This is a genomic window from Clostridium sp. CM036, assembly GCF_055081135.1.
Map to the genome: position 1 here is coordinate 994,077 of NZ_CM143652.1, position 26,082 is coordinate 1,020,158.

Consider the following 26,082-nt stretch of genomic DNA (forward strand, 5'->3'; position numbering starts at 1 on the left):
AATAATACCTCAGGGCACCCTGAGGTATTATTTTTTATAATTTTATTTCTTTTATAACAGCGCCATCTAAATCTTTTATTTGAAATAAATCATCTTTGAGTATTGCATAAGAATTAGGGTTATTTTCCTTAGGTAAAGATACCGAGCCAGGATTTAACACATATATTTTATTGTGTTTTTTAGCTACAGGGACATGCGTGTGTCCAAATACCAAAACATCATTTTCACTTAGTTCGGGCAAATTATCCTCATTATATATGTGCCCATGAGTCAAAAATAATCTTCTATTATTGCATAATATTATAGAATAATCAGACATCATAGGATACTCAATAATCATTTGATCCACCTCACTATCACAGTTCCCTCTAACAGCTATTATTTTGTCTTTATATTCGTTTAAGAGACTAGCTACTAATTGTGGATTGTAATCCTTTGGCAATTGATTTCTTGGGCCATGATATAACACATCTCCTAAAAGCACTATATAACCCGCTCCCTCTTCTTTATACCGCTCTATAGCCTTTTTAAGATAGTATAAAGAACCATGGATATCGGAAATAAAAAATATCTTCATCATAACTTAGCTCCTTTCAAATAGATTAATTTTCATGCTTTATAATTCCTATAGCTACTCCTAAAATGTATGTATCTTCACTATCTACTACAATAGGCTGATATTTTTCATTCTCTGGCATAAGTAATATTCTATCTTTGTTTATAGAAAGTCTCTTTAAAGTAGCATTTCCGCCTATGTCAACTGCTACGATATCCTTATTATTTGCAGCTTGTTCCTGCCGTATTACTACATAATCTCCATTATTAATGTGAGCCCCAATCATACTGTCACCTTTAACCTTTAAAATGAATGGGTTTTTTACTCCCTTTAACCAATATTTCGGGATATAAAATTTACCTTCCATTTCAGAATTAATAAGCATAGGTTCGCCTGCTGCTATATCACTATACACGGGTAGCTCCAATAATTCCTCATTTATATACTCATAGTTGCCTTTTTCATCATTTACTATAATATCTGATCTTCTACTATAATCCCTCATAAACTCATATGCTCTGTTATGTCTTATATCACAATACTTAAAGTTCTCAAGTGAATTAATATCCAAGTTTTTGCTTGTTATTTCATCACACTTTTTTTGGAGCTTTTCTTGTGTTTTATAGTATTTTTTGAATGAATAAGACTTTACTTTTTCTCTTAGCGGTTTAGCATTAACTCTTTTGCCTTTCACCATCCATGAATTAGAATTGTGTGGTCTATCCACATCAAGAAGAAACACCATGTTCGAATAAGATTTTTCATTAAATAATGCATTAATAAAATCCACTTGTATCTTAGTTAAATTATTACTTTTGTCAATTATGATATGAGAATACCTGCCCACTGTAGTAGTTTGTGCCATTCGCAGAGCATATATATTAATATCTTCATTGTCAACTAAACCCTCTGATTTAAGCTTTTCATTATACGTGATCATAAGTTGAAATATTGCTTTCCTAGCAGTTGAATTTTTAAGAATTCTTTGAGGTCCTTGTCCTTTTTCGCATTTTCTTCCTCTTCTATTTACTTGCAAATACAAATTAGCTTTTAAGTAATTGCAACTTTTTATCCACTTTACTTCTTCTATAAAAAATTGAGCATAATCTGTATGTAATATTCTTAGTCTTGGATAAATATTTTTAATTTCTAATATGCAATCTTTCATAATACTATTTTTTTTATCATTATCTACAATTATTTTATTTTTTAATTTATGCTTGTTTTTATATTTAATAAAATATCTATGTAAAATACTTTCTAATGTAACCACATGAAAGTTTCTTTCACTATTAGAAAATAGACTTAAATAATCTAACCTAGTTTCTTCTTCTGCTCTGTTATATATATTTTCAATATAATTTATGTCTTCATCCTTAGATGCTAACATTAATATTTTATCCCCTTCATATAAACAATAGTTATTTTTTAAATAAAGGCTTCTATAAATGGCTGCTGTCGTTTTACCTGAACCTTGAATTCCTCTAATTAAGCTATATCTTGAGGGTTTGCTATGAATCATTTTTTGTTGCTCTAAACTTAATTCCATTTAACCGCCTCCACTGTAGACATACTAATAGTATACAATAATAATAACCTTAAAGTAAAATTTTTATGAAATTGTAAATTCAAAATGTTGTGAAAATATATTTATGGGAATATTAATAAAAATTACTAATTATGTAACATTAGATTCAAGAATATCTACACACATCTACTGAGCATACTAAGTTATATATTAATCTATCTAAATAAAATAAACTAGAGGTGATCGTTCTGAAAGGAAAGATGTTAAGTATTATTGTTTCTTCAATGTTTTTTGTTAACTCTTTTTCAAGTGTTGCTTATAGCAAAGATTTAGGCAATATTTCAATTAAAGACTCAAACAATGGATATTATAATAATCAAGGTTCAAAAACACCTACCATAGTAAATTTTTTCAAAAGTGTCTTTAGTATTACTACGCCCTCTACTGGATTAAGCACCAAAGAATATAATTGGTATTTCCAACCACGTAATGACAATAATCCACCTGAGGGTCCTAAAGAAACCAAAGGCTTTATATCAAAGTATGGATGTTATCATTTAGGAGATACATCGAAAAAGATATTATATCTAACTTTTGATGAGGGTTATGAAGCTGGATATACTGCTCCAATTTTAAATGTTTTAAAAAAACATAATGTAAAAGCAGCATTTTTCGTTGTAAAACCCTATATTACTTCTAACCCAGAATTAATTAAAAGAATGGTAGACGAGGGGCACTTAGTATGCAACCATAGTAATCACCACCCTTCAATGGCTTCTATAAAGGATGAAGATAAATTCAATAAAGAATTATCTGATGTAGAAGAAGCATTTGAAAATATTACTCATAAAAAGATGTCTAAGTATTTTAGACCTCCGATGGGGAAATATAGTGAGTTATCCTTACAATATACTCAAAACTACGGATATAAAACCATATTTTGGAGTTTCGCTTATATGGATTGGCTTACAGACAATCAACCATCCCATGAAGCTGCAAAAAAACGTATTATGCAAAGAACCCACAACGGTGGAATTATGTTACTACATGCAGTGTCAAAAACCAATGCTGAAATATTAGATGATGTAATTACCGAATGGGAAAGCAAAGGCTATGAACTAAAAAGCTTAGATGAATTGCCTGCTAAACATTAAAAAATTATATATTTTCTATAGCTTAAATTAAACCCTATCTATATTAGACAGGGTTTAATTTGTTTTTTGTAAAAAAAACCGTAAAGATGAATCTGATGCTAATATATAATTAAAGATTTTTATATAACATTTCTATATGTGGAATGTTATCTTCCAAATATACCTCAGAAACCCTCACAAACCCTAAACCCTCATAGAAATTTACCAAATACTCCTGTGCGCCAATCCTAATTACCTTCTCATTTAAATTATTCTCGATAAATTCTATTGCTCTTATCATCATTTGCTTTGCTAAACCTTTACCACGATGTTTTTTATCAGTTAATACCCGTCCTATAGATATTTCATTATAAGAAATACCTTTTTCTAAAATCCTTAAGTAAACAATGATTTTCCCATTTTCTTTTGCAAATAAATGATAAGAATTATTATCTTTACCATCACACTCCTCATAGATACATTGCTGCTCTATAACAAAGACTTCACTTCTAAGTTTTAAAATTTCATATACTTCCTCACCATTTAGTTCATTAAATTTTTTTATTTCCCATTTCATACTACTTAAATCTCCTTTTCTTAATGTTATCTTCTAATAATTTCTCTGTGTATTCATTATTGATATTACAATAACGTTTTACGAAGGATCCTTATTAATCCTATTACTAATAAATGCACTGGATAAAAAGCATAAAAAAAGTATTTTAAGTCTTTACCCTTCTTATCGTTATACATAAATATAAAAATTAACGCTAATAGGGATAATGCTTGATTAAACCAAACTAGCTCTATTGTCGTAACTAAGAATTACCCCCCATAATTAGGTTTTCATTTAATTGTATTTATAATATGATACCATTTATTTCATGTTTTTGCATTACTATGTTTTTAACACTAATAGTATTGTTAATGCTAAAAATCCTGAACTCTTATTGAGCTCAGGATATTTTTTGCTTTTTAGGTCCTTTACTTTTTAGGCCCCTTATTTTTTTGATTCTTTTTATCACTTTTCTTGCCATTATTTTTGGTTGAAGCACCCTTACTTTTGCCCTTGTCTGACATAATATATACCTCCTTTTTTATTTAGATCGAATACCAATAAACTTACCTCAACTTTGTTCATCTTAAAAATAGTTGTTATTATAAAGACTATGCTTATCGTTATTAAAAAGACTCTATTTTAGTATTTTATTATCAGTAATACCCTTATTTACAAAACTATTGGTTTTTAGTAATGCTTTTATTTAAATACTTTTCAATAACGGGAATTAAAGGCTGAGCATATTAAAAAAAATAGAAAAACAGTAAAATAATTTAGTAATTGTAGATTATAATAAATATAGTGAACTTATTAATCAATATTTGCGTTGAAGGATTGCTAGGAGTGATTATTATTGGATGAACTAGAACTTATTAATAAAGCTAAGGATGGAAATAAAAGCGCGCTAAATTCTCTTTTAAAAGATAATTACAATATTTTAAAAGGCTACACTGTTAAAATGGTAGGAGACCCACACTTAGCACAGGATATTATTCAGGATGCATTGCTTAAAGCTGTGATTAATATAAATAAGTTTGAGCCTAGAGCAAAGTTTTCTACTTGGCTCATAAAAATAGCTACCAATGTTTACAGGGATTATTTAAGAAAGAATAAATCCTTTGGACTAATAGAGGAATGTGTGGATGATAAAAGCAAACAAGTAGAGGACATTGTGATCGCAAATTACGAATACAAAGAGATAATGAAAATAATTTTAATGTTACCCTATGAGAAAAGGGCTGTATTTATTTTAAAGCATTATTATGGTTACAAATATGAGGAAATATCAGAAATTTTAGGATGCCGCCTTGGAACGGTTAGGTCAAGGCTTCATAATGCAGTGAAATATATAATAAGTGAAATTGAAAGGAAGGAGATTATATAAATGAAGGATTCTGATAAGATTAAAAACTCTTTAATTGATGAATTTTACAATGAAGTTCAAGACACCGTTTTTAAAAATATAAAGTATAGTGACGAAGATAAAGAATTTAAAAGTGTCCTTAATTCCACAGCTAAAAAAATGGATGTTTTAAATGAAGATATATTTGATTTTGATATAGATACCTTAAGTATAATAGAGCAAGGAGTGTGTATACGAGGCAATAGTAATGCTAGAAAAGAATTTATTCTTTTTATATTAACATCCTTTATAATTCTTTCTGTGTATGCTATAGCCACCATTTTCTTAGGTACTAAACTACTAATTATTTCACAGATTTTTATTATTACCATTATTCCTTGGATAATAATACCTGTTTTAGCAATCAAAAGAAGGGAAAGTGAAGGTTAATGGTGATTTTAAATAATAAACTAACTATAGTGCTTGCAATTGCTATTCCTATATTATTAATTCAAGGAGCTTGGGTATTTTGTGATGCAAGAAGGCGTAAAGAAAAATACTATTGGCTTTGGGGGATTTTTGCACTGATTAATACACCAGGTAATCTCCTTATTTACCTACTGGTAACACGAGTAATATTAAAAAATAAAAAATAAGAGTGCAAGACCTATGAACTTTCTCCTGCGTGACTTGAAATAAGAGCTTGAAACGTGAAAGTTGATTAAGAAATTCTATTGTTTGGCAAATATAAAATCCTCTAACACTCACATTCGACTTACAGGCGGTTCGCTAGCCTTCCTTCCAGTCGGGCTCACGAGGATTTTATATTAGCAAAACAAGAATTTCTAAATCAACTTTCAATGTTTCTGCACATCTTATTTCAAATCACTTCCGGAGAAAGTTCATACTATTATGCAATTATCCTAATATGTATCTAAGATGGATGGCATATAAGGAAAATAATAACTCTCAATCCGCTTCACAAAGAAAGTCTTTTGGTAGGCTGAGGATGTGGTACATATACTTTGGATTTAAGCTGTTATTACTTTCATGTGTTTTATCATTTAAATAAGTGTTTTTACATTCTCATCCACATCCACTTACGCAATCTGTTTCCTAATATAAAAAAAGAACTAAACCGCTAAAAACGGTGGCAGACAAGTGCTAATCATATTAATTTAATTTTTACTTAAATAAAATAGAAAGAAGTATCCTTATTTGACTAAGATACTTCTTTATTATAATACACACTTCCTATAAACTTTTATTGTCGAAATAAAAAATAAGGAAGTGTTATTATTTATGTCAGAATTAAAAGAAAAAATGAAAATGGATATGGAACTAAGGGGTTATAGTCCAATGACTATAAAAAGCTATATCAATCACGTTAGTAACTTTGCTAAATTTTACAACAAATCACCAAAGTATTTAGGTGAAAAAGAAATTTGTGACTATCTACATTATTGTATCATTAAAAAAAAATTAAGTGAAGGAACAGTTAATTATATTAATTCAAGTCTTAAATTTTTTTATACTAAAACTCTAAATAGATATTGGAATTCGGACAAAATTGCAAGGATGAAAGAACCATCAAAATTACCTGCTGTATTATCTCCAGATGAGGTTAAATCCATCTTTGATGTTACTGAAAACCTCAAGCATAAGGCAATTCTCATGACGGTCTACTCCGCAGGATTAAGAGTTAGTGAAGTTTGCAACCTAAAAATAACAGATATTGATAGTAAAAACATGCAAATATTAATTAGAGAGGGCAAAGGTAAAAAAGATAGATATTCATTGTTGTCTAAAGCAAATTTAGAAATCCTCAGAGAGTATTGGAGCAGATATCATCCTACGGAATATTTATTTTCTGGAAAGGGTCGTACAGATTCTATAAGTCCACGTAGTGTTCAGAAAACGCTCGAGAAATCTATAAAAAAAACTAAAATTACTAAGCATGCAACTGTCCATACGCTTCGCCATAGCTTTGCAACTCACTTATTGGATGCTGGTACGGATATCTGCTACATTCAAAGACTTTTAGGACATACCCGAATTACTACTACCACTATCTATTTACATCTTAGAAGGATGGATTTACTTAATATAAAGAGTCCGTTGGATATCCTCTTAGGAGAGAACGATGATTGAGATTCAAGATATATTCAATCAACATGGTGATGAATATAGGAGGAATCATCAGCTTCCGCTGAATATTTTAAAAACTATGATAGCTATTGAAGCTTGTAGAACAGCAGAGCTTGGTGGTCATGTAGACGAATGTGATGAATGTGGACACGTTAGGATTTCTTATAATTCCTGCCGAAACAGGCATTGTCCTAAATGCCAAACTTTATCCAAGGAAAGATGGCTTGAAAAAAGAAAAGAGGATTTATTATCCGTAGGGTATTTTCATGTAGTTTTCACTATTCCTGAAGAGCTTAACTATATAACATTAACAAACCAAAAGGAAATGTATTCTATTCTATTTAAATCTGTTTCTGAAACACTACTTGAACTTTCAAGTGATAAAAAACATTTAGGAGCAGAAATTGGATTTATGGCAATTTTGCATACGTGGGGTCAAAATTTAATGAATCATCCACACGTACATTGCATAGTTCCTAGTGGCGGATTAACTTTAGATGGTAACCGATGGATAAATTCAAAAAAAGATTTCTTTATCCCAGTGAAAGTGCTTTCAAGAAAATTTAGAGGTAAATTTTTATTTTACCTTAAAAGAGCTTATTATAGTAATGCACTTAAATATACTACAGGAATTGAGGAATTAACAAAGAAACATATATTTCAGAGCTTCATAGATAAGTTATATAAAAAAGAATGGATTGTATATTGTAGACCTCCTTTTGGGAGTGCGGAGTACGTACTTGAATACCTTGGTAGATATACTCATAGAGTAGCGATATCTAATCATCGAATTGTAAATTTAGAAAATGGATATGTAACATTTAAATGGAGAGATTATAAAGACCATAATAAAGAAAAGTTTATGACACTTACAGTAGATGAATTTATTAGAAGATTTCTCATGCATGTTTTACCAAGAAAGTTTGTTAAAATTAGACATTATGGAATATTAAGCAATAGAAATAGGTCAACTAAGCTTCAAAAATGCAAAGAACTTACAGGGACAATAGAAAATAAAAATCAAAATTTAGAAGTTAAGTTAAGTGCAGCGGAGCTTCTTTTAAAGCTTACAGGGATAGATATAAATATCTGTTCTTGCTGTGGTAAAGGTAAAATGATTACAAAAGAGAAATTAAATCGCCAAAATTATTCGCCACCAGGAGGAATAAATAAAATAGCATAAAGTTTTTATTTAGGGGAGGGGGAAATTACGTCTATTTTTAGAAAATAATCAAGGCTTAGAATGATTTAAGATGCATTTGTGGAAATTAAAGTTAATACTCTTAGTGTTAAAGAAAATTTCAGAAAGAGGGAAAAGATTGAATCTCCATAGTAGTGGAAACGCGGCATCGTTCTTTAGCTTGTTTCAGAAATTGAGCAACTTTAGTGGCTATCATCATTTAAGCATATACTTATGGTGATAGTTTTTATCGGCTCAACATCTGAATCCAAACCTATTCATAAAATGAACTTTTTTATTTTTATTGCGTTAAAGTTATGAAAATATAAAAAGGGGGAATCGAATATGTTTGACGGAATGGCGCTACTCGAGATAATAAAATTACTTGCACCTGTAATTATAATAGAGATAGTTCTTGTTGGTTTCTGCTTATATAGATTAACACGAGACAGGGTAAAATTTTTACCTAAGTGGGCATGGGCTTTAGTTATAATTTTTATCCAATTAATAGGTGGCATATCCTTTTTATTAATAGGAAGAGAGCGTGATTAAGATGCTTAAAGTGGTAAATATCAACAAAAAATATGGAGACTTTGAAGTTCTAAAAGATATATCCTTTGAAATAAAAAAGGGAACCATATACGGATTTCTAGGTCCTAATGGAGCAGGTAAAACTACAACCATGAATATACTTTCAGGGTTAATTGATTTTAATGGTGGAGAGATATATTTAGATGGAGGGGATTTCAAGAAAAATAAAAGGCAATTATTAAGGAAAGTAGGATATCTTCCACAAAATCCAGTGTTTTATAATTACATGAGCGCTAATGAGTATCTGCATTTTATTGGCGAAATAGCTAATATGACAGAGAAAAACATAAGGGAGCGAACTGTAGAGATTTTAGAAATTGTTAAGCTTACTGAGGTAGCAAAGAGAAAAATAGGGCAATATTCAGGTGGAATGAAGCAGCGATTAGGAATTGCAGTGGCACTATTTAATAAACCAGAAATAGTTTTTTTAGATGAACCCACATCTGCACTAGATCCTGAGGGAAGAATGGAAATACTAGAGTTTATAAAAGACTTGAGGTCAAATGGAACCACTGTTTTTATCTCAACTCATATTTTGAGTGATATAGAAAGGATTTGTGACGAGGTAAGTATTTTGGATAAGGGGCAAATACTCATATCTGATAATTTAGAGAGTTTAAAGAGTAAGTATATTCAACCTATATTCGATATTGAGTTTGAAAAACACTGTGTAAACTTAGATAAAATTCTTTTAAACTTTAAGTGGGTGGAAAAAGTTTTGATAAATGAAAATAAGGCCTCTATCTATGTTAATAATTTAGATGTTGCTAAATCTGAACTTTTAAAACTACTTGTTAAGGGAGAAAATAATATTTTATCTTATAATTTAAGAAAAAGTAATCTTGAAGATATTTTTATAAGGCTGGTGAATAAAAATGACAACCTTTAAGGCGTATTTTAAGAAAGAAATAATGGAATCCAAAAGACAATATAAATATATAATACTTGCTGTAGGAATAATTGCATTCGCTATTTTAGATCCATTTATGTTAAAATTACTTCCAAAAATATTAGAAAAGCAATTACAAGGAGATTTAAGTTCACTTTTTATTGCTACTCCTAAGAGTGCGATTAATAATTATATTAAAGATCTTTTTCAAATTGGAAACTTATTCATAATATTCACATTGGCAAGTACTTTAAATGATGAGATAAATGGCGAAAAACTCGTGTTTCCATATTCTAAGGGAAGTAATCCAGTTGGTATAGTGCTTGCTAAAATAATTCATTATACTATTGTGGTAACCATATTGACCTTCATAGGATTTTTGACTTGTTTTTACTATGGAAGTATTTTATTTAAAGGAGAAAAAGTTGCTTTATCAGGTGTAATGAACTCGGCTATTCTAATGTCTGTATACTATTTTTTTAATATTGCCTTGGTGACACTTTTTAGCAGCTTTGTGAAAAAAGGTGTAACAGTAGGTTTTATAACGCTTATGATAACTTTTTTGAATGCTGCACTTGTAAATTTGAATACAATTGGAAAGCTCATGCCATACAAATTAGTGGAAGGAGCAAATTTATTTACATTAGATAACTATTTATATACTATAGGATTTTCAATTTTTTGTAGTGTAATATTTATAATAGCCACTATCTTTAACATGAGCAAATTTGAAGTAATTTAATGGTTTTTTTATGAAAACAAGTAAAAACATTTTAAAATTACTCATTGAGGCTGGGGCTACAGAAACCTTGATTCAATTATTCCAGGATATGCATTTACAATTACAAGTATGCTTGTAATGTTTTTCACCTTGTTTAAGGCAAGTGGTACATTATTTGCTTTCAAGGATTACGATATGCTCATGTCACTACCAGTCCAAACATCCTCGGTCATCACAAGCAGATTTTTATTGATGTATGTAATGAATGTGATTTTTTTCCCTTGTTATTATGCTTCCAATGGGGGTTGGTATTATACTTATTGGGATTTTACTCATTCTGCCAGGTATAAATATGAATTTACTTACGGGAATGATTACCTTTGTAGTGATAGGTATTACGGCGCTGCTTTATAGAAAAGTATGTAGAACGAATTTACCAAGCTAATAATACTGAGTGTGACCTATGAAGTTTCTCCGCCGTGACTTACAATAAGAGGTTGAAGCGTGAAATTCCATTAAGAAATTTTATATTTGCAGAAGAAGAATTTTAAATCAACTTTCAATGTTTCTGCTCTTCTTATTGTAAGTCACTTTCGGAGAAACTTTATACTGCTATATAATATTTATTATCCAAGGAGGATTTCTTGCGCGACCGTGCAACGAAATGGTCGATCGACTAAACCTGAATTCCTAAAAGCGATCATATCAGTTTAAAAAAATTGCAATAGGCACCCTTACTTTAAAATCCTCCTTTCTTTCAAATAATATGCAACACACATCATAAGTGAAGGCACTGCAATAGCTACTGAAATAGTACTTAAAATAACACCTACTAATAGCATTTGATTTTTCATCATTGTTCCCTCTATTCTGCTTGCTAGCAAAAATTCAATTAGGATTACAAAAGCCAGTATTACTGTTGATATAATCGCTGCTTTTTTACACAAGTATTTTACCCTTTCATACTTACTTATATGGTTCTCTTTTTCAGTGTATATTGGAACAGTTTCAGGTGGTGCTGAAAAAAAATGAAAAGTCCCACAAGAACACATATGCTCCCAGCCACTACTCTGAAATAATTCAAAATACTCATTATCGTTTTCACTTAATTCTTTGTAATCCATGGAATAAACTATTTCTCTTGGTTCACCTTTTACTAATTTATACCTAAACCCGGACATTTCCTTAAGAATCCAACCTTCTTTTGCCCTTTGACACAATTTTTTCATAGCTCTATCTTCGTCAAAGGCAAATCCCATATTCAAAATATACCTATTCTTCTTTTCCATCAGTATCATCCCCCTCTAAATGTTTTAAAGCTTCCTCTCCATGTCTTACCATCGTTATTCTTCTCTTAATGTCTTTTTTTAATATTTCTTTCCCCTTAAAAGTCAGTGTATAGGTTTTACGTCTCTCTTCATCATCATCTACTAATTGGATTAAATCTGCATTTTGCAATTTTTTTATAATTGTATAAAGACTTGCTGGCCCTATTAACATTTCGCCTTTTGAAAATCTTTCAATCTCCTGCATTATCCCATATCCATGCATAGGTCTTACTAAGGTGAGTAAAATACAGTAGGTAGAATCCGTTAATATATCCTCGTCTAAAGCTTTTCCCCTAGCCATTTTCTTCCTCCCTTCATTTGTCATTACATATATCATTAAATGATATATCTTTTAATGATATAATATTATATTTAAGTAAAATTGTCAATATTTCATAAAAATATTTTTTTTCTTAGTTATATATTAGTTAGTACATCCTAGTTAGCATATAAATAGGGATAAAAATAAACCCTTGAAAATCAAGGGTTTATACATACTTTCTATTTACCTAAAACCTTTATATAAAAGCATCACAAACCTGGTTACATCCACCGAATTCACAATATTTGCACTGCGTGCTATATAGTTCACTATTAAAGTCCAAACTAAAATCATAATTGTCTAATGAATGCGTAATCTCCATAATTTTATCTTCGTGAATTTTATGATTACTCTCTGAATAATTAATAGTAATGATATCATCTTTAAACTGAGGTTGCCAAAAATTCATACTTATATTTTCTAGGGGTATATCTTTATCAAATATTTTCAAAGAACTCTCACCCAATATATACATATAAACAATAGTTTGCATTCTTTTACACACTTCTTTATAGTCAAGTTTTCTATTTTCGGTCTTCCAGTCCCATATTTCTATTTTGTTATTTGGCTTAATAATTATCAAATCATACTTTGCCTGAATCCTGATGTTATCTTTTCTCATTTTTATTTCATATTCAGTAAAATATATATTTTCATCTAAAAGAGTAAATTTTCCCTTTAATGAATTGAACGAATTCATTAAATCGATATTGCTATTATCAATACCAGCAGGAATATTTGAAAAATATCTTTCACAAATGAGATGAAAATCGAGTCCCATATTCATATTTTCATAATAATCCTCATTATCTATTGAATCCTTTTTCCACTTAACATTATCTAAATACTTGATTTTGAATCTTAAAGGGCATTTATCAAAAGTGTTTAATAAATTTTGACTATAGTAAACGTGTTTTAATTTTCTAATATCTAACATTTACCATCGCCCCTTTGGCTGTTTATGTAGTCTTGAAGCACATAAAAGTACTTTGAAGGTTTACTTTCATTCCATTTACCTTCATTACACTTAGATGCCATTAAAATTAAATATTCTTTAGCTCTTGTTATTCCTACGTATAAGAGCCTTATTTTTTCATTTATTATCTGTATTTTCGCTTCCCCAATTGGATCCTCGCAAATATTATTACCAAGAATTTTTGCAATTTCAGCTTTACAAAGAACTGTAGGGTTTTTAAATTGTTGTTTCAAGTAATAGTACTCCCTAAATTTATCCGTTGTCATATATGGGTATTGGTAAGATGTGATGCTTAATATAAATACACAATCCCATTCCAGTCCTTTTGCTTTATGACAAGTAGAAACTGTTATTCTATCTGAGGAAGGTTCATATCCTTCTAGGTCATAAATTATACCTGAAATATGATTTAATATACCATTTTTTTCATCTAGCAACTGATCCACTATATGCTTTAAACAAAAGTCACTTTCATCTTTTGATAGAAATCTAATATACGATGCAACTGCATCTGCCATCGCTCTATCCTCAAGACTGAAATTTAAAACATCACTAATATGCAAAATCAGTCTATCTAAATGTGTTTGAGGATATTGAAATATTATTTTAATCTGCTGCATGCACTTTATAAATTTTTGATAGACCTCTGAACCTAATATTTCGCGAGGAACATCTTTCTGATCTATGACTCCTCCATTGGGATACATTAGCTTTTCTACTTTATAATCTTGTATGAAATCAAACAACCTTTCACTTTCTTCGTTGTTTTCTTCTATAAACACATTCTTTACTAAATCTTTGAATTTAAAACTATCATGTGGCTCTGAAATAAACTGCAATATATATCCTAATGTAAATGCAGCCTTACATCTTTTATCTGATTTATTTGACAATTCATCACACTCAATATTTAACTCTCTAAGTTTATCCGCTATTTCTTTAACTTGATTATTATACGGAACTAATATGGCACAGGTTTTATTAGGATATTTTTCTTTGAATTTCATTGTTAGCTTAGTAGCTTTATTAATTTCATCCTGATTTGAACTACAAACCATAGTGCTTATTCCGTAAATGTCCACATCCTGCTTTTTTAGTTTAAAAAACTCTGGTACCGTTTTAATTTCTTGATTTACTAATGCACACCTACATTTTTCTTCACCATGATGATTATTGATATGTCGAACTAATTCGTTTGCTAAATCAATAATATGTTTTGTGCTACGTCCTGCCATATACATTTCAAACTTTTTATTTGCATTTTCACAAAATTCTCTGAAAAATTTTGGATCTGAAGATGTAAATGTACCTGTTATACTTTGATTAACATCCCCTACCCTAACTAAGTTTCCGTTTTTTTCAGAAATTAAACCCAATATTCTTCCCTGAATTAAATTAGAGTCTTGGCACTCATCTTCAAATACAAAAGTATATTTTACATTTAATTTTTCGCGAAGCACATCATCAGTTTTTAGAAGCTTATATGCAAGAATTAGCAAATCGTTATAATCTATATAGCCCTCTCTTTTTAGGGTTTTAGTGTATGAATCATAAATTTCAGATATATAATTTAAAATGCTGTCTTGGTTTAAATTTTTCACTTCATCCTTTAACTTTTCTGGAGAAATATCATTTATCTTTAATTCCCCAATAATTGTATCCACCGTCGTGAAAAAATCATTCCACCAATCATTTTGTTTTCCTGGGTATTTATTTAGGGATTTATCTAATATCATAGCCTTAAATATATTTTCTCCACCGTTTCTTCTCCAATGCATAATGCACTTATTTAAATATAAGCTTTTATTTACATCATCTAATATTTTAAATTCTTCATTAACTCCCACTACATCCGGTCTATCTTTTAAAATCTTTAGTGCTAAACTATGAATAGTCATAACTTCATAATCATTACTCGCTGTTATTCCCTTATTTTGTAAAACTATTGAAATTCTATGTTTAAAGTTATTCACTGCACTATTCATAAAAGTAACTATAAGTATTTTCCCAGGTTTATGAATTTTATCTTCTATAAGTTCACATACTAGATTACATATTATGAAGGTTTTCCCTGCTCCTGGAACTGCTGGAACCGCCATGGTTCCTCCTCTATATTCCATTATATGCAATTGATCATCCCTATAACTTATTTTTACCTCTTCATTACTCATATCCCCTATCATAATTTTCACCTCTTCCGCTTAAGATTTCTACAAGGATATCCGCAAATATACTTTGTTGTTCATATCCATTTAGAGAATACTCACTGCCATATATGTATAATTTGCCCCTACATTTTCTTAAAAGGCCATCAACAACGGACATTAAAATTCTATATATATTATTGTTTTCTGTTTCCTGCGTATAGATATCATTAATATTCCAATTACTTCTTAACACGTAATAATTTGATAATTCCTTTATATTTCTTGAACACCACATATTACTGTTAATATCTGCCCATATCTGAACCACGCTACTTAAATTTGAAGTTAAATATGTATATGGCGATGTGAAAACTATACTATTCTCTTGTAATAGCATTTCTTGAATATCATTCAACGAATAAAAATCTTTTCCATCACGCCTTATAAATTCTATAAATCTCTCCTCAGATGACTTCCCTTTAAATTGTAATTTATCTAAAGTATTTACGAAGCTTTCACAATTTTCATATATACTTATATAGTCACCTACATGTTGTTTAACTTTAGGTATTGTTATAAGAACTTCTAAGAATGCTTTTCTAAAAAATTCTCCTAGTGGTATATTGCATTCCAAGTTACTTTCTTTATAATCACTTATCCATTTTTTTAATTCATTATAATTACTTGCGACCTCAATGCCTACTCTATCTTGGATGGCTTTATTAATATCTCGCATCTCTCCACTCGAATTTACTAAATCAGAAAGTAGCGAGCTCCTGATTATATCTAGCTGTAACATAAAAGAAAAAAAGTTTTTATAATCTTCACTTGTTAACTTTATGCTTGTAAAAGAATTACACAATACTGCTAATATAATTAATGGCTGTAAATATTCATTGTCAATAAATCTATATTTTTTAGAAGTCTCCATGACTGATATACCTAATTCTTTTGTTTTTTTCTGTAGTTCATGAGAAATGACAAAATCATTAAATGGACATATTACAGCTATATCCTTAGGCTTAACTCCATGATTTATTAATTCTTCAATTTTAAATGATATTTTTTCAACCATTTCGCATCGAAGCTGTGAAGTCAAATCTATATAAGCTGGTAGGTTGTCGCTTATTTTCTCCTCTTCGTAATTATTATGTGCTCGGTTTTCTATCGCACGCGAAAAATCAATAAATTCATCATTACAGCAAAAATGCTCATCTAGAATAATTTCATCATAATCAATATTTAATTTTTGTCTCAAATAATTAGTATTAGCCCCATAATAACTACAAAATCCACCGCTTGGGTTGTAAAACAAGTATGCCTTGTCTACATTATCAATAAGCTTAAATATCAGATCTAGCTCTGATGGTGAAGCCTGATCTATATCGTCTACTATAAGATATTTTATTTTATTCATATTAAAGTATCTTGCATCTTTAAGTAAATACTTATTATACAAGTAAAAACACAATCCATAATCTACAACACCATTTCCCAATAATTTTGAGATATAATATTGAATTACTTCATCCAATTGATTATATGTTTCTTTTGCACAAAAATCCTTTACCTCTAATGAATTATATAGCCTAGTTCCTATTTCATTAAAAGGCACTAATGATAGTGCAGCATTATTAATGTTAGAAATCAAATCTGAAGCTATTTTAGAAGAAGTTGATGTAATATCTATAAAGTACCCTTTAGACGTTCTAAAATGCTCCACTAGTGCTTTCATAGCATAATTTGTAGCATCAAAAGATGCGAATTCAGGTTTCAACAAACTAATTTTTAATTCCTTGCAATTTTCTACTACATATGGCCAATAAAGTGATAGTTCTTTTCTGATAAATCCATAGTAAGAGTTTTTTCGAATCTCACTAGTCATGTTAAAATCCATCTCTCTTGTCCATGTTATATTTTGATATTTATTCATAAATAAGCATAATATATTTGAACTTTTTATATTTTCATTTTCTATCATATTCTTATATTTAGAAACTGCCATAGTTGTTTTACCACTAGCAGATTTCCCTTTAACTAATATGCATCGGTGGATAAAATTATTTCCATTTATTTTGTTGTAGACTTCCGCATATTTAATAGTATCACCTCCATATAATCCATTATTTTATATTTTACCATATTTATTATGAATTAAACAAAAGCAAAAAAAGAAAATAAAAGAGAACATTTCTGTTCTCGATGTTTAACGACATTTCAGAAGGAAAGTCTCCCACTTCTATAAGTGGGAGTTACATACCTTAACAAATAGAAAACTTCAGTGGGAGTATAAATCTCCTTCTGAAGTCGTTAATGTTTCAGCTCCGCAGGAGATGATTTAATCTTTTTAATTTTCTATAATAACAGACCACTCTCCGTTATTATCTTTTAAAATATTTATATTTGCTATTTTATCTCTACTAAAATTTGACGTAAATTCTTTGCTACGAGTACTCTTGTTGTTTTTGTCTTCAAATTCCACTTTATAAGTACAATTTTCTTGTACCCCCATATCAAAATATCCATGCTGGTTAGCCTTAAGATGACTAGCTATAATATTAACTTTATCAACCCTTTGAATTACTATATCACTAATAATTTCGGAACTTTTATTTCCTATAATGAGATTATTCTTCATGTTTTTTTTACCACAAGCAGATATTAAGATGGTAACAATTATGCATCCCAGTAAGATTATATATGGTACTTTTTTCAACTTAAACCACCCCTTAAATTAAAATTAAAATATCTTCACCATCTATTAATATATTTTTTTCTGAAAGGTCGTTAAAACTGGTTATAAATTTCATTTAGTATATCTATTAACGTATCTTTATCAACACCTATATAATGTGCCTCTATAATTATTTTCTTCATATGTTCTTTTATTTCTCTCATCTTTTCTTCATTCATGATAGGTTTGAAATTTTCTACTACAAATGTTCCTTTTCCTCTTATAACTTCAATTGCCTTCATTCTTTCTAGCTCATTATATGCTTTGCTTATAGTATTAGGATTGATTGTTATAAGCGATGCAAGTTCCCTTACAGAAGGCAATTTATCTCCCGGTTCTAATATTCCTTTTATTATATTTTCCTTTACTTTCTCAATAATCTGTTCATAAATAGGTTTACCGCTTCTGCTATCAATGTTTATCAAGGTTTCACCTTCTCTCAAATAATTAACTCTTCACTATTTGCACTATGTGTACAGCGTGTACTATTGTTGTAGTACACTATAAATATAATACTATATACTTATACTGTCAAGTACTAATTAAATCATCTCCTGCGGAGCTTCAATATTAACATTTTTAGATATAGTGAGAATATAAAAAACCAGTAGGATAATTTATCCTACTGGTTTGTGGCTTTCTAGTTTTATTTATCAGAAACCTTTTTTATAAATTTTACTCATCCGAAGCATTAATAGTAGCATTACCTGAAGTTGTATTTATTTTTATTATTTTATTTCCATTACCTACATCCCCTTTTATTTCATGCTTGTCAGCTTCTCCTGTCACTGTTATAGGAAAATCATTTCTAAGATCACCTGATGTACTGTCAAAGTCTAATTTAAATTCTGATTTTTTAGGAAGTTTTAATTCCACATCTCCTGAAGTAGAGTCTATATTAATATCATTGTTAAAGTCTTTATACTTAAACTTGAACCAACCTGAAACTGATTGACCTAATATATCTCCTGTAATATTTTCTATTTTTGTGTCCCCTGAAGTTGTCTTAAATTCATTCTTCTTACTTAATAAGGATTTTACATTTACTTTGCCGGAAGTACCCTCAAATATTGTTTCATTAGTTGTTAATAAGTTTATCTTAGCATCTCCTGATGTTGTTTGAAATTTAAATTTATCTAATCGTAGGTCTCCTATAATAACATCCCCTGATGTTGTATTTATTTTTAAATCCTTTTTATAGTCTTCCGGAACATATATATCTAAATTTATTTTTGTGTTTATATTTATACCAAAAATTTTACCTGGATATTTAATTAAAACATCTAGATCATCCCCATTTACAAATGCCTCTAAATGTGGTGCTGACTTTTTCGAATTTGAATTACCATAAAAATGAACTCTTATTTTATCTTCCTTGCTAGTGATAATGTTTACGTCTGTGCTTACTGTTTCTACATTTATGGTTTTAATATTCCCTTTACTAAATTCCTTTGTAGCCTCTATATTAAACTTATCATTAGATGTACTGCTTCCTTGTGTTATATCATTGTTAGATTTTATAATACCTAATTTATACTCAAGTACGTACCCTACTCCTCCTAGTATTATTGAACACATAACTACAATCATCAAGCATTTTACAACCTTTTTTTCATTAAATTTTCTCATAGTCTTGCTCCTCTTTACCATTAATTATTTTGATATTTGTTTTTAAATATTTAATAGTTACTTTATATAGCCATTTTGTTAGATGCTTACATCCTATAAACATTAAAGCTCCTACAGCACTAAGCCCCATGCCAATTGCAATACTTATAATCCAATTTACATCCATGGATATATAACTTGGAAATATTAATTTAAGAAACGTGCCTAAAACTACCCCTATTCCACTTATAGTGAATCCAAACGCCGTTGCATACAATCCTATGAGCACCCCAACAATACCTATAAACGGTCCTAACAATATTATATTAAAAAAACCTAACCCGACTGCTGCAATTATAGCTCTACCAATATTTGCTGAAGATTTTGTATTTTGTGCTTTCTCAATCATATAATTTGCTCTTAACTGTTTTGCAATAGTTCTAGGCTCTCCAAGAGATATGGCTATGTCTTCTTCACTTCTTCCTTTTTCTGCTCCTATGGTAAAATATTCATCATAATCAATTAAAATATCTTGTTTTTCTTCTTCGCGAAGATTAGATAAATTTCTTGAAAGTTCTTTCATAAATTCATTTTTATTCATATCCTCATCTCCTTTTTCTGTTCTATCTTTAAAACTTTGCTCACTGTGATTACAAAATCCAACCACTCATCTTTTAGCTCTTCTTTTGTATTCTTACCCAGTGTCGTAATGCTGTAATACTTCCTTGGTGGCCCTTCTTGTGATTCTTGAAGATAAGTAGTTACAAATCCATCACTTTTTAATCTCCTAAGCAAAGGATATATTGTTCCTTCAGATATATCTATATCTTGTGAAATTTCATTTACAAGTTCATATCCGTAGCAATCTCTGCCATCAAGTACAGATAATACACATAATTCAAGAACGCCTTTTTTAAATTGTACATTCATTACTTCACCTTCTCTTAGATTATTTACCTTTATTATATACTAGCACATGCTATTGTACATTGCAAGATACCGATTAAAGTTTGTTACCGTTTTATACTTAGTACATATTAAATTATCTCCTACCTATATCACTTACCCCTAAGTTTCATATACTATAATTAGTATATATAGTTTTTAAGGGGGTTATTATTATATTTAAAACAATAAATTCATGTCACCCCAGAAAAGCCTTAGTAGATGGAATTAATAATGCTATCTTCAAAGCAAAACTAAAAGATATTAAATTTAACACATACCCAGCCATAATAGGTTGTATAATAGGCTGTATATTGCTAAAACCAGATTACGTATATGCTAAAGACACTGTACAAGAAAGTACAGAAGTCATTAATTTTTTATCTAAACTAGGACCACCAACATTACTTACAGCAGTAGAAATTTATAAGGTAAGAGCTTACATTAAAAATTTAAAATCACACTTACATGAACCGTCCATATCACCATAATTATTTAAAACAAAAGAACATTCCATAATTAGTCCAACTAATTATGGAATGTTCTTTTTTACTATATTTCAACTAACGTATATTTATATTTTTGGTTTATGCAATGATTGTTATATCTATTCTATGCATATTAATGTAATATGGAATTCCTTTACTTTTTATAGAATTTCTTAATAGTTTCACAAACAAATTCTACTTCTTCCTCAGTTATCTCTGGGTATATAGGAAGTGCAATGATGTCATTTGCTATTCTTTCAGATACTGGGAAATCGCCTTTTTTATATCCTAAGTATTCAAAACATTTTTGAAGATGAAGCGGTATTGGATAATAAATACTATTTCCTATTTCATTAGCTTTTAGATATTCGCAAAGTTCATCTCTTCTTTCGGCTAATATATTAAATACATAATACACCGGCTTTTGATTTCCTTTAATTTTAGGTATTTTAATAAACTCACAATCTTGTAATCTATCTATATATAATTTTGCAATATGATTTCTCTTTTGAATTGCTTCGTTTATATATTTCATTTTCACTTGTAATATAGCCGCTTGAATTGAATCCAATCTTGAATTATATCCAATGTAATCATAATGATACTTCTTAGAAGCCCCATGAACCCTGTACATTTTAGTAATACGTGCTAAGTTTTCATCGTTAGTTACTATCATACCAGCGTCGCCATAAGCTCCTAACGTCTTGGTAGGAAAGAATGAGAAAACACCAAAGTCTCCTATTGTACCTGCATGTCTAAATTCTGATCCATTCCCTTTCCATCTCATACCAAACGATTCCGCAGCGTCTTCTAAAACCTTCAAATTATTTCTACTGGCTATGTCCATAATTTTATCCATATCACCCATTTGTGAAAATAAATGAATTGGGATAATCCCTACGGTATCCTTTGTTATTTCTTCTTCTATTTTGCCTACATCTATACTAAAAGTTTCTTCATCAATATCTACAAATACAGGTTTTGCCCTATGTTTTGCAATGCAAGATGTAGAAGCTAAGAAAGTAAAAGGTGAAGTTATTACTTCTTTCCCATCTTTAAAACCTAGTATATCAGAAGCCATTACTAAGGCATCTGTACCCGATGCAACACCAATTGCATATTTAGCTCCAGTAAATTTTCTAACTGCTTCTTCGAAGTCAGTTACCTCTGTGCCTAGCATCGATATTCCTCTTTCCATAACTCCTAGAACAGCATTGTTAAATTCCGACTTTTTATTAGTATATTCTCTTGTAGATGTATAAAATTTAACCTTCATAATAGGACCTCCTTTTATATAGTTGGCAATGTCAGTTAAATTTGAGCTTTATCCCATTATCTCTTCTACGCATCTTATTACTTTTTGCACCACATACTCTGCATCTTCTAACTTAAGCGTTGAGTATACTGGAAGTGTTATTTCATTTGCATATTGATTATATGCATTTGGATAATCCTTTATAGAATACCCAAGATTCTTATAAAGTGTAAACATTGGTAAAGGTGTAAAGTGAACATTTGTAGCTATGCTTATATCTGCAAGTTTTTGTACTACCTCATCTCTTTGTATCTCATTAATTCCTTTTACTCTTAAAGGATATAGATGATATGATGTCTCTCTATTTTCATCCTTTATAAAAGGAATAATCGCCCACTGTTTAGTTTCAAGAGCTTTGGTATACACATTAAAAATATCTCTTCTTTGCTCAATCATTCCTTCATATCTTTGAAGTTGTGAAATCCCTATAGCTGCACTAATATCTGTCATATTACATTTCATCCCATCTGTTATGATATCATATTTCCAAGCTCCTGCTTTCATCTTAGCAAATGTATCCTTTGACTGACCTTGATAAGACGTTATTTTAAACTCTCGCAATAAATCTTCCTTCCCCTTAAATTTATTATCATTAAAAACAATTGCTCCCCCCTCTGATGTTGTTAAATTCTTCACCGCATGGAACGAAAAAACATTAAAATCAGCCTGTGTTCCAACTTTGTTTCCTTTGTATATTGCTCCAAATGAGTGAGCTGAATCTGATATAAATATAATATCTTCTCTATTTTTTTCCCTAAGTACTTCTTTTATAGCATCATAATCTACAGGAACCCCTGCAAAATCCACAGTTATTATAGCTTTCGTTTTAGGTGTAATTGTCATACCTAATTTTTGCTCATCTATTAAAAAACTGCCTTCTTTAACATCTACAAAAGTTGGCTTAACTCCCCTATGGATTATTACACTTGCTGTAGCTGTATATGTATAAGGTGTTGTAATAACTTCGTCGCCCTCGCAAATGTTATAAACCTTTAATATAAGTTCTAAGCCTGCACTCGCACTTGAAAGTGCTACTGCATTATTTGCATGACAATACTTAGCAATTTGATCTTCAAATTCCATAGCCTTAGGCCCACTTGTAATCCACCCTGAATCTAGCACCTCCATTACAAGCTTTTTTTCTGTATCAGTTATGTCTGGAGGTGAAAAAGGAATATTCCTTATTTTCATTCATATCCTACCCTTCAAATTAAATTTTATTTTAATGTTTAACTATTCTAATTTATTTTTACTTAAATCTATAATTTATTACAAGAATTTGCAGATATAAATCACTATAATTACTAAATGTCGTTAAATCTATTTTATCATAGTACTGCAGTATTCTTAAGGCAACACCTACTTTTTTTAAAAATTCATCAGTAGTGAAAAAAAATGCGATTCATTATTTTTCAATGTGATCACTTCTATATACGGACGCCATATGATAAAATATACTAACTATTTTCTCTATAATTATATTATATATTATCTTTCGTTATACATTAATTTCTTAAATATCAAAACAACCTTTTAAAAATTATTATACATTACTACCAATAAAAAAACTAAGTGATTATGAATTTATCTTCCATAATCACTTAGTTTTCATTAAATCATCACTTTTGCAGCTACAATATTAAAGCATTTCCTGCGGAGTTGCTCATGTTCTTATAATCTGAATTAAAATATCGTTAACATTTTCCAATCAATTCTTTCCTGTCAACATTAGAATTATATATTAGCCCAAATAGAATTAATAAGCCACCAATAATTTTCCCTTTTGAAATAAAACCCATTCTGAAATAATCAATAAGTATACCAGTAAAAAGCTGACCCATAAATATCAGCAAAGTAGTATAAATAGTAGGAATTTTAGGAATTACAATGTTCGAACTTGCAACAACTATTACTCCTAGTAACCCCCCTAAAAAAGCCCATGCTGGTATTGTAGTGTAACTACTAAGTGATGTGTTTACAGTGGTTTTCACTATAACTATAAGTAATATGGTACTTAATAATCCTACAATATAGTTTATAAGGGTTCCTTGAAAAATCCCTATTTCTTTAGCTAGATGTGAATTTACAATCATGGATATTATAGTAATACAGCCACATAAAATTGCTAAAATTATATACAACATACTTCCCCATCTCCCATTTAATATATTATCATTGTGACTAGCCCTAAAAATATTATAAAAAAACCGACAACTTTTTTCTTTTTAAACTTATAAATATTTAAACCAAATAGACCATAATGGTCTATAAAGCAGGCTAATACTAATTGTCCAAATATACCTAATGATAAAGTTAGAGAAGCGCCAAGTAAATTGAAGCATAAACTATTTAAAAACACCATAAAAACTCCTATGAATCCACCGCTAAACAAATATAATGGAGTGTTTTTGGGAATCTTAAACTTTTCTTTTTTAAATAATAAAACAGTAATAACAGCAATAAGTCCAACTATGTGAATTATTAATATTGATACATACTGATCTGTATAATTTGCTAAAATCCCATTAAAAGTCACCATTATAGCAATTAATATACCTATAAATACCGCAGATGCTTTATACATTTAATTTCCTCCACTCTTTAATTTGTTTATATGTCCCTTTTATAAGGTTACCATAGAAATTAAAAAAAACACACCATTTCCAATCTAAATACAAGTGCATTAGAAAAACTTGCAGGGGATTTATACGAATAAAGGGTATATATTTATATATAAATATATACCCTTCTTGCATATATTCCTATAAGCTTATTCACTTATAATATTATATACCTTTTATTCCCAAATGGAGCTGCACAGATGATTATTAACTTAACTTCAATTAGTTCATTATTATTTATAAAATAGCAATGCTATCTATTCCCATTCATTTTACCCTTTAATGCCTTAACTCTCCCATTTACATAATTTATAAGCTCACGCATATTGTCTTTTATTTCAGTTGGGGCACTAGTAACCATGGTAATTATATCTAATTTATTACCTTTTATTTCTTTGGCAACTTCATAAGCTAAGCACTTATTTTTCATTTTCCAATATGTAATGTTAAATTGATCTGCTTGGCGCTTATTATAATATCCTTTTTCAATACCAAATTGAAATAAATCTGCTGCTGATTCTAATTCCTCTAAATCTTGAACATCTAAAGTCTCATTTACTAAATCTTGAAATGTTTTCATTATAGCTCTCCTTTTTAACAAGTAATATTATTGATAATTTATATAATACTTAATATTACCTAGTTGTTTGTTTTTTTTAAGTTACCTTGACGAAATCTTTCCCACAACTTTTATATTTTAACACATATTAAAGAGTATTTAAATTGTATTTAAAAACAATTTTATAACTCTATGTTTAATCTATAACATTAAGATATATATTATCGCGTGAAGCTCACATGACTGAAGTCACATGCTTCTAAGATTGCTCTTAGATTTTCCCACATCATCGTCCTCGTTACCTACTAACTCCATGGGTGTTAAATTTGGGATACTTCCTACCCGCTTTGTTTATATTATATTAGCAAACTTCTTCTATATCTCACTTACTG

At 29.6% G+C, this 26,082-nt stretch carries 30 protein-coding genes; 11 read left to right on the top strand and 19 right to left on the bottom strand.

The window, feature by feature from the left end; genetic code table 11:
• Positions 1-34: 34 nt before the first annotated feature.
• Together yfcE and ACWJKE_RS04755 are read right to left on the bottom strand one after the other, a co-directional pair.
• Complete coding sequence (gene yfcE / locus ACWJKE_RS04750; protein ID WP_216303595.1) at positions 35-577, bottom strand: phosphodiesterase; 543 nt, start codon at positions 575-577, stop codon at positions 35-37.
• A 25-nt stretch (positions 578-602) separates the two neighbouring features.
• On the bottom strand, positions 603-2,105 hold the full coding sequence (locus ACWJKE_RS04755; RefSeq protein WP_220286795.1) for a LexA family protein: 1,503 nt from the start codon (positions 2,103-2,105) through the stop codon (positions 603-605).
• 239 nt (positions 2,106-2,344) lie between these two features.
• Here ACWJKE_RS04755 and pdaA point away from each other — a divergent pair, with 239 nt between their 5' ends.
• Positions 2,345-3,238 (top strand): delta-lactam-biosynthetic de-N-acetylase, encoded by an 894-nt coding sequence (pdaA, locus tag ACWJKE_RS04760; RefSeq protein ID WP_258280692.1) that lies wholly within the window; start codon positions 2,345-2,347, stop codon positions 3,236-3,238.
• Positions 3,239-3,347: 109 nt separating this feature from the next.
• On the opposite strand, the gene ACWJKE_RS04765 is transcribed toward pdaA, so the two are convergent.
• Together ACWJKE_RS04765 and ACWJKE_RS04770 are read right to left on the bottom strand one after the other, a co-directional pair.
• Complete coding sequence (locus tag ACWJKE_RS04765) at positions 3,348-3,794, bottom strand: GNAT family N-acetyltransferase (protein WP_220286794.1); 447 nt, start codon at positions 3,792-3,794, stop codon at positions 3,348-3,350.
• Positions 3,795-3,859: 65 nt separating this feature from the next.
• On the bottom strand, positions 3,860-3,970 hold the full coding sequence (locus tag ACWJKE_RS04770) for a TraX family protein (RefSeq protein WP_216303584.1): 111 nt from the start codon (positions 3,968-3,970) through the stop codon (positions 3,860-3,862).
• A gap of 659 nt (positions 3,971-4,629) precedes the next feature.
• Here ACWJKE_RS04770 and sigY point away from each other — a divergent pair.
• The 9 genes from sigY (at position 4,630) to ACWJKE_RS04815 (ending at position 11,092) form a co-directional block, all read left to right on the top strand.
• Positions 4,630-5,160 (top strand): RNA polymerase sigma factor SigY, encoded by a 531-nt coding sequence (gene sigY / locus ACWJKE_RS04775; protein WP_220286793.1) that lies wholly within the window; start codon positions 4,630-4,632, stop codon positions 5,158-5,160.
• Positions 5,161-5,568 (top strand): hypothetical protein, encoded by a 408-nt coding sequence (locus ACWJKE_RS04780; protein WP_216303586.1) that lies wholly within the window; start codon positions 5,161-5,163, stop codon positions 5,566-5,568. It abuts the gene before it with no gap.
• The gene (locus tag ACWJKE_RS04785; protein ID WP_216303587.1) at positions 5,568-5,774 is read left to right on the top strand and encodes a hypothetical protein; all 207 of its coding nucleotides are present in this window, start codon (positions 5,568-5,570) and stop codon (positions 5,772-5,774) included. The genes ACWJKE_RS04780 and ACWJKE_RS04785 overlap by 1 nt, the downstream gene beginning before the upstream one ends.
• A gap of 646 nt (positions 5,775-6,420) precedes the next feature.
• Positions 6,421-7,269: a site-specific integrase gene (locus ACWJKE_RS04790; RefSeq protein WP_216304459.1), complete on the top strand. Its 849-nt coding sequence runs from the start codon at positions 6,421-6,423 to the stop codon at positions 7,267-7,269.
• Complete coding sequence (locus ACWJKE_RS04795; RefSeq protein WP_216304460.1) at positions 7,262-8,449, top strand: IS91 family transposase; 1,188 nt, start codon at positions 7,262-7,264, stop codon at positions 8,447-8,449. Before ACWJKE_RS04790 ends, ACWJKE_RS04795 begins: the two co-directional genes overlap by 8 nt.
• Positions 8,450-8,791: 342 nt before the next feature.
• Positions 8,792-8,998: a PLDc N-terminal domain-containing protein gene (locus ACWJKE_RS04800; protein WP_216303588.1), complete on the top strand. Its 207-nt coding sequence runs from the start codon at positions 8,792-8,794 to the stop codon at positions 8,996-8,998.
• A 1-nt stretch (position 8,999) separates the two neighbouring features.
• On the top strand, positions 9,000-9,926 hold the full coding sequence (locus ACWJKE_RS04805; RefSeq protein ID WP_220286842.1) for an ABC transporter ATP-binding protein: 927 nt from the start codon (positions 9,000-9,002) through the stop codon (positions 9,924-9,926).
• Positions 9,913-10,668, top strand: coding sequence for a hypothetical protein (locus ACWJKE_RS04810; protein ID WP_220286791.1), 756 nt, complete (start codon positions 9,913-9,915; stop codon positions 10,666-10,668). The genes ACWJKE_RS04805 and ACWJKE_RS04810 overlap by 14 nt, the downstream gene beginning before the upstream one ends.
• Positions 10,669-10,945: 277 nt before the next feature.
• On the top strand, positions 10,946-11,092 hold the full coding sequence (locus tag ACWJKE_RS04815) for a hypothetical protein (protein ID WP_220286790.1): 147 nt from the start codon (positions 10,946-10,948) through the stop codon (positions 11,090-11,092).
• Between the two features lie 289 nt (positions 11,093-11,381).
• Here the strand turns inward: ACWJKE_RS04815 and ACWJKE_RS04820 are convergent, their stop codons facing one another.
• The 10 genes from ACWJKE_RS04820 to ACWJKE_RS04865 all read right to left on the bottom strand — a co-directional run bounded on the left by ACWJKE_RS04820 (position 11,382) and on the right by ACWJKE_RS04865 (position 20,692).
• Positions 11,382-11,936, bottom strand: a complete 555-nt coding sequence (locus tag ACWJKE_RS04820) for a DUF2812 domain-containing protein (protein WP_220286789.1) — start codon at positions 11,934-11,936, stop codon at positions 11,382-11,384.
• Positions 11,920-12,276, bottom strand: a complete 357-nt coding sequence (locus ACWJKE_RS04825; protein WP_216303591.1) for a PadR family transcriptional regulator — start codon at positions 12,274-12,276, stop codon at positions 11,920-11,922. The genes ACWJKE_RS04820 and ACWJKE_RS04825 overlap by 17 nt, the downstream gene beginning before the upstream one ends.
• Positions 12,277-12,493: 217 nt before the next feature.
• Positions 12,494-13,234 (bottom strand): PD-(D/E)XK nuclease family protein, encoded by a 741-nt coding sequence (locus tag ACWJKE_RS04830; protein ID WP_220286788.1) that lies wholly within the window; start codon positions 13,232-13,234, stop codon positions 12,494-12,496.
• Positions 13,228-15,456 carry an ATP-dependent helicase gene (locus ACWJKE_RS04835; protein WP_220286787.1) on the bottom strand — a complete coding sequence of 743 codons (2,229 nt, stop codon included), beginning with the start codon at positions 15,454-15,456 and terminating at the stop codon, positions 13,228-13,230. Before ACWJKE_RS04835 ends, ACWJKE_RS04830 begins: the two co-directional genes overlap by 7 nt.
• A complete protein-coding gene (locus ACWJKE_RS04840; RefSeq protein WP_220286786.1) occupies positions 15,437-17,425 on the bottom strand; it encodes a hypothetical protein in 1,989 nt (662 codons plus the stop codon). The genes ACWJKE_RS04835 and ACWJKE_RS04840 overlap by 20 nt, the downstream gene beginning before the upstream one ends.
• A 342-nt stretch (positions 17,426-17,767) precedes the next feature.
• Positions 17,768-18,136, bottom strand: coding sequence for a hypothetical protein (locus ACWJKE_RS04845; protein ID WP_220286785.1), 369 nt, complete (start codon positions 18,134-18,136; stop codon positions 17,768-17,770).
• Positions 18,137-18,207: 71 nt separating this feature from the next.
• Positions 18,208-18,579, bottom strand: coding sequence for a GntR family transcriptional regulator (locus ACWJKE_RS04850; RefSeq protein ID WP_220286784.1), 372 nt, complete (start codon positions 18,577-18,579; stop codon positions 18,208-18,210).
• A gap of 250 nt (positions 18,580-18,829) precedes the next feature.
• The gene (locus ACWJKE_RS04855; RefSeq protein ID WP_220287666.1) at positions 18,830-19,783 is read right to left on the bottom strand and encodes a DUF4097 family beta strand repeat-containing protein; all 954 of its coding nucleotides are present in this window, start codon (positions 19,781-19,783) and stop codon (positions 18,830-18,832) included.
• Positions 19,770-20,363 (bottom strand): HAAS signaling domain-containing protein, encoded by a 594-nt coding sequence (locus ACWJKE_RS04860; protein WP_220287664.1) that lies wholly within the window; start codon positions 20,361-20,363, stop codon positions 19,770-19,772. The genes ACWJKE_RS04855 and ACWJKE_RS04860 overlap by 14 nt, the downstream gene beginning before the upstream one ends.
• Positions 20,360-20,692 (bottom strand): PadR family transcriptional regulator, encoded by a 333-nt coding sequence (locus ACWJKE_RS04865; protein ID WP_216304302.1) that lies wholly within the window; start codon positions 20,690-20,692, stop codon positions 20,360-20,362. Before ACWJKE_RS04865 ends, ACWJKE_RS04860 begins: the two co-directional genes overlap by 4 nt.
• Positions 20,693-21,021: 329 nt before the next feature.
• On the opposite strand from ACWJKE_RS04865, the gene ACWJKE_RS04870 reads away from it, so the two are divergent.
• Entirely contained in the window at positions 21,022-21,198 is a 177-nt protein-coding gene (locus ACWJKE_RS04870) for a hypothetical protein (protein ID WP_216304301.1), read from the top strand.
• 151 nt (positions 21,199-21,349) lie between these two features.
• On the opposite strand, the gene ACWJKE_RS04875 is transcribed toward ACWJKE_RS04870, so the two are convergent.
• The 5 genes from ACWJKE_RS04875 to ACWJKE_RS04895 all read right to left on the bottom strand — a co-directional run bounded on the left by ACWJKE_RS04875 (position 21,350) and on the right by ACWJKE_RS04895 (position 25,711).
• Positions 21,350-22,471 (bottom strand): DegT/DnrJ/EryC1/StrS family aminotransferase, encoded by a 1,122-nt coding sequence (locus ACWJKE_RS04875; protein ID WP_220287662.1) that lies wholly within the window; start codon positions 22,469-22,471, stop codon positions 21,350-21,352.
• A 48-nt stretch (positions 22,472-22,519) separates the two neighbouring features.
• Entirely contained in the window at positions 22,520-23,695 is a 1,176-nt protein-coding gene (locus ACWJKE_RS04880) for a DegT/DnrJ/EryC1/StrS family aminotransferase (RefSeq protein WP_216304309.1), read from the bottom strand.
• Between the two features lie 509 nt (positions 23,696-24,204).
• Entirely contained in the window at positions 24,205-24,654 is a 450-nt protein-coding gene (locus ACWJKE_RS04885) for a DMT family transporter (protein WP_165413497.1), read from the bottom strand.
• A 17-nt stretch (positions 24,655-24,671) separates the two neighbouring features.
• Positions 24,672-25,094: a DMT family transporter gene (locus ACWJKE_RS04890; protein ID WP_220287660.1), complete on the bottom strand. Its 423-nt coding sequence runs from the start codon at positions 25,092-25,094 to the stop codon at positions 24,672-24,674.
• A 290-nt stretch (positions 25,095-25,384) separates the two neighbouring features.
• Positions 25,385-25,711, bottom strand: a complete 327-nt coding sequence (locus tag ACWJKE_RS04895; protein ID WP_165413495.1) for a hypothetical protein — start codon at positions 25,709-25,711, stop codon at positions 25,385-25,387.
• Positions 25,712-26,082 lie beyond the last annotated feature (371 nt).

Bases quoted from the DNA above. Each gene is read 5' to 3' on its own strand.
- ACWJKE_RS04890 (WP_220287660.1), bottom strand. From the start codon at position 25,094: ATGTATAAAGCATCTGCGGTATTTATAGGTATATTAATTGCTATAATG.
- yfcE (WP_216303595.1), bottom strand. From the start codon at position 577: ATGAAGATATTTTTTATTTCCGATATCCATGGTTCTTTATACTATCTT.
- ACWJKE_RS04770 (WP_216303584.1), bottom strand. From the start codon at position 3,970: ATGTATAACGATAAGAAGGGTAAAGACTTAAAATACTTTTTTTATGCT.
- pdaA (WP_258280692.1), top strand. From the start codon at position 2,345: ATGTTAAGTATTATTGTTTCTTCAATGTTTTTTGTTAACTCTTTTTCA.
- ACWJKE_RS04755 (WP_220286795.1), bottom strand. From the start codon at position 2,105: ATGGAATTAAGTTTAGAGCAACAAAAAATGATTCATAGCAAACCCTCA.
- ACWJKE_RS04855 (WP_220287666.1), bottom strand. From the start codon at position 19,783: ATGAGAAAATTTAATGAAAAAAAGGTTGTAAAATGCTTGATGATTGTA.
- ACWJKE_RS04795 (WP_216304460.1), top strand. From the start codon at position 7,262: ATGATTGAGATTCAAGATATATTCAATCAACATGGTGATGAATATAGG.
- ACWJKE_RS04885 (WP_165413497.1), bottom strand. From the start codon at position 24,654: ATGTTGTATATAATTTTAGCAATTTTATGTGGCTGTATTACTATAATA.
- ACWJKE_RS04865 (WP_216304302.1), bottom strand. From the start codon at position 20,692: ATGAATGTACAATTTAAAAAAGGCGTTCTTGAATTATGTGTATTATCT.
- ACWJKE_RS04800 (WP_216303588.1), top strand. From the start codon at position 8,792: ATGTTTGACGGAATGGCGCTACTCGAGATAATAAAATTACTTGCACCT.
- ACWJKE_RS04830 (WP_220286788.1), bottom strand. From the start codon at position 13,234: ATGTTAGATATTAGAAAATTAAAACACGTTTACTATAGTCAAAATTTA.
- ACWJKE_RS04780 (WP_216303586.1), top strand. From the start codon at position 5,161: ATGAAGGATTCTGATAAGATTAAAAACTCTTTAATTGATGAATTTTAC.
- ACWJKE_RS04835 (WP_220286787.1), bottom strand. From the start codon at position 15,456: ATGATAGGGGATATGAGTAATGAAGAGGTAAAAATAAGTTATAGGGAT.
- ACWJKE_RS04810 (WP_220286791.1), top strand. From the start codon at position 9,913: ATGACAACCTTTAAGGCGTATTTTAAGAAAGAAATAATGGAATCCAAA.
- ACWJKE_RS04815 (WP_220286790.1), top strand. From the start codon at position 10,946: ATGGGGGTTGGTATTATACTTATTGGGATTTTACTCATTCTGCCAGGT.
- ACWJKE_RS04785 (WP_216303587.1), top strand. From the start codon at position 5,568: ATGGTGATTTTAAATAATAAACTAACTATAGTGCTTGCAATTGCTATT.
- ACWJKE_RS04875 (WP_220287662.1), bottom strand. From the start codon at position 22,471: ATGAAGGTTAAATTTTATACATCTACAAGAGAATATACTAATAAAAAG.
- ACWJKE_RS04820 (WP_220286789.1), bottom strand. From the start codon at position 11,936: ATGGAAAAGAAGAATAGGTATATTTTGAATATGGGATTTGCCTTTGAC.
- ACWJKE_RS04765 (WP_220286794.1), bottom strand. From the start codon at position 3,794: ATGAAATGGGAAATAAAAAAATTTAATGAACTAAATGGTGAGGAAGTA.
- ACWJKE_RS04790 (WP_216304459.1), top strand. From the start codon at position 6,421: ATGTCAGAATTAAAAGAAAAAATGAAAATGGATATGGAACTAAGGGGT.
- ACWJKE_RS04860 (WP_220287664.1), bottom strand. From the start codon at position 20,363: ATGAATAAAAATGAATTTATGAAAGAACTTTCAAGAAATTTATCTAAT.
- ACWJKE_RS04825 (WP_216303591.1), bottom strand. From the start codon at position 12,276: ATGGCTAGGGGAAAAGCTTTAGACGAGGATATATTAACGGATTCTACC.
- ACWJKE_RS04895 (WP_165413495.1), bottom strand. From the start codon at position 25,711: ATGAAAACATTTCAAGATTTAGTAAATGAGACTTTAGATGTTCAAGAT.
- ACWJKE_RS04805 (WP_220286842.1), top strand. From the start codon at position 9,000: ATGCTTAAAGTGGTAAATATCAACAAAAAATATGGAGACTTTGAAGTT.
- ACWJKE_RS04840 (WP_220286786.1), bottom strand. From the start codon at position 17,425: ATGGCAGTTTCTAAATATAAGAATATGATAGAAAATGAAAATATAAAA.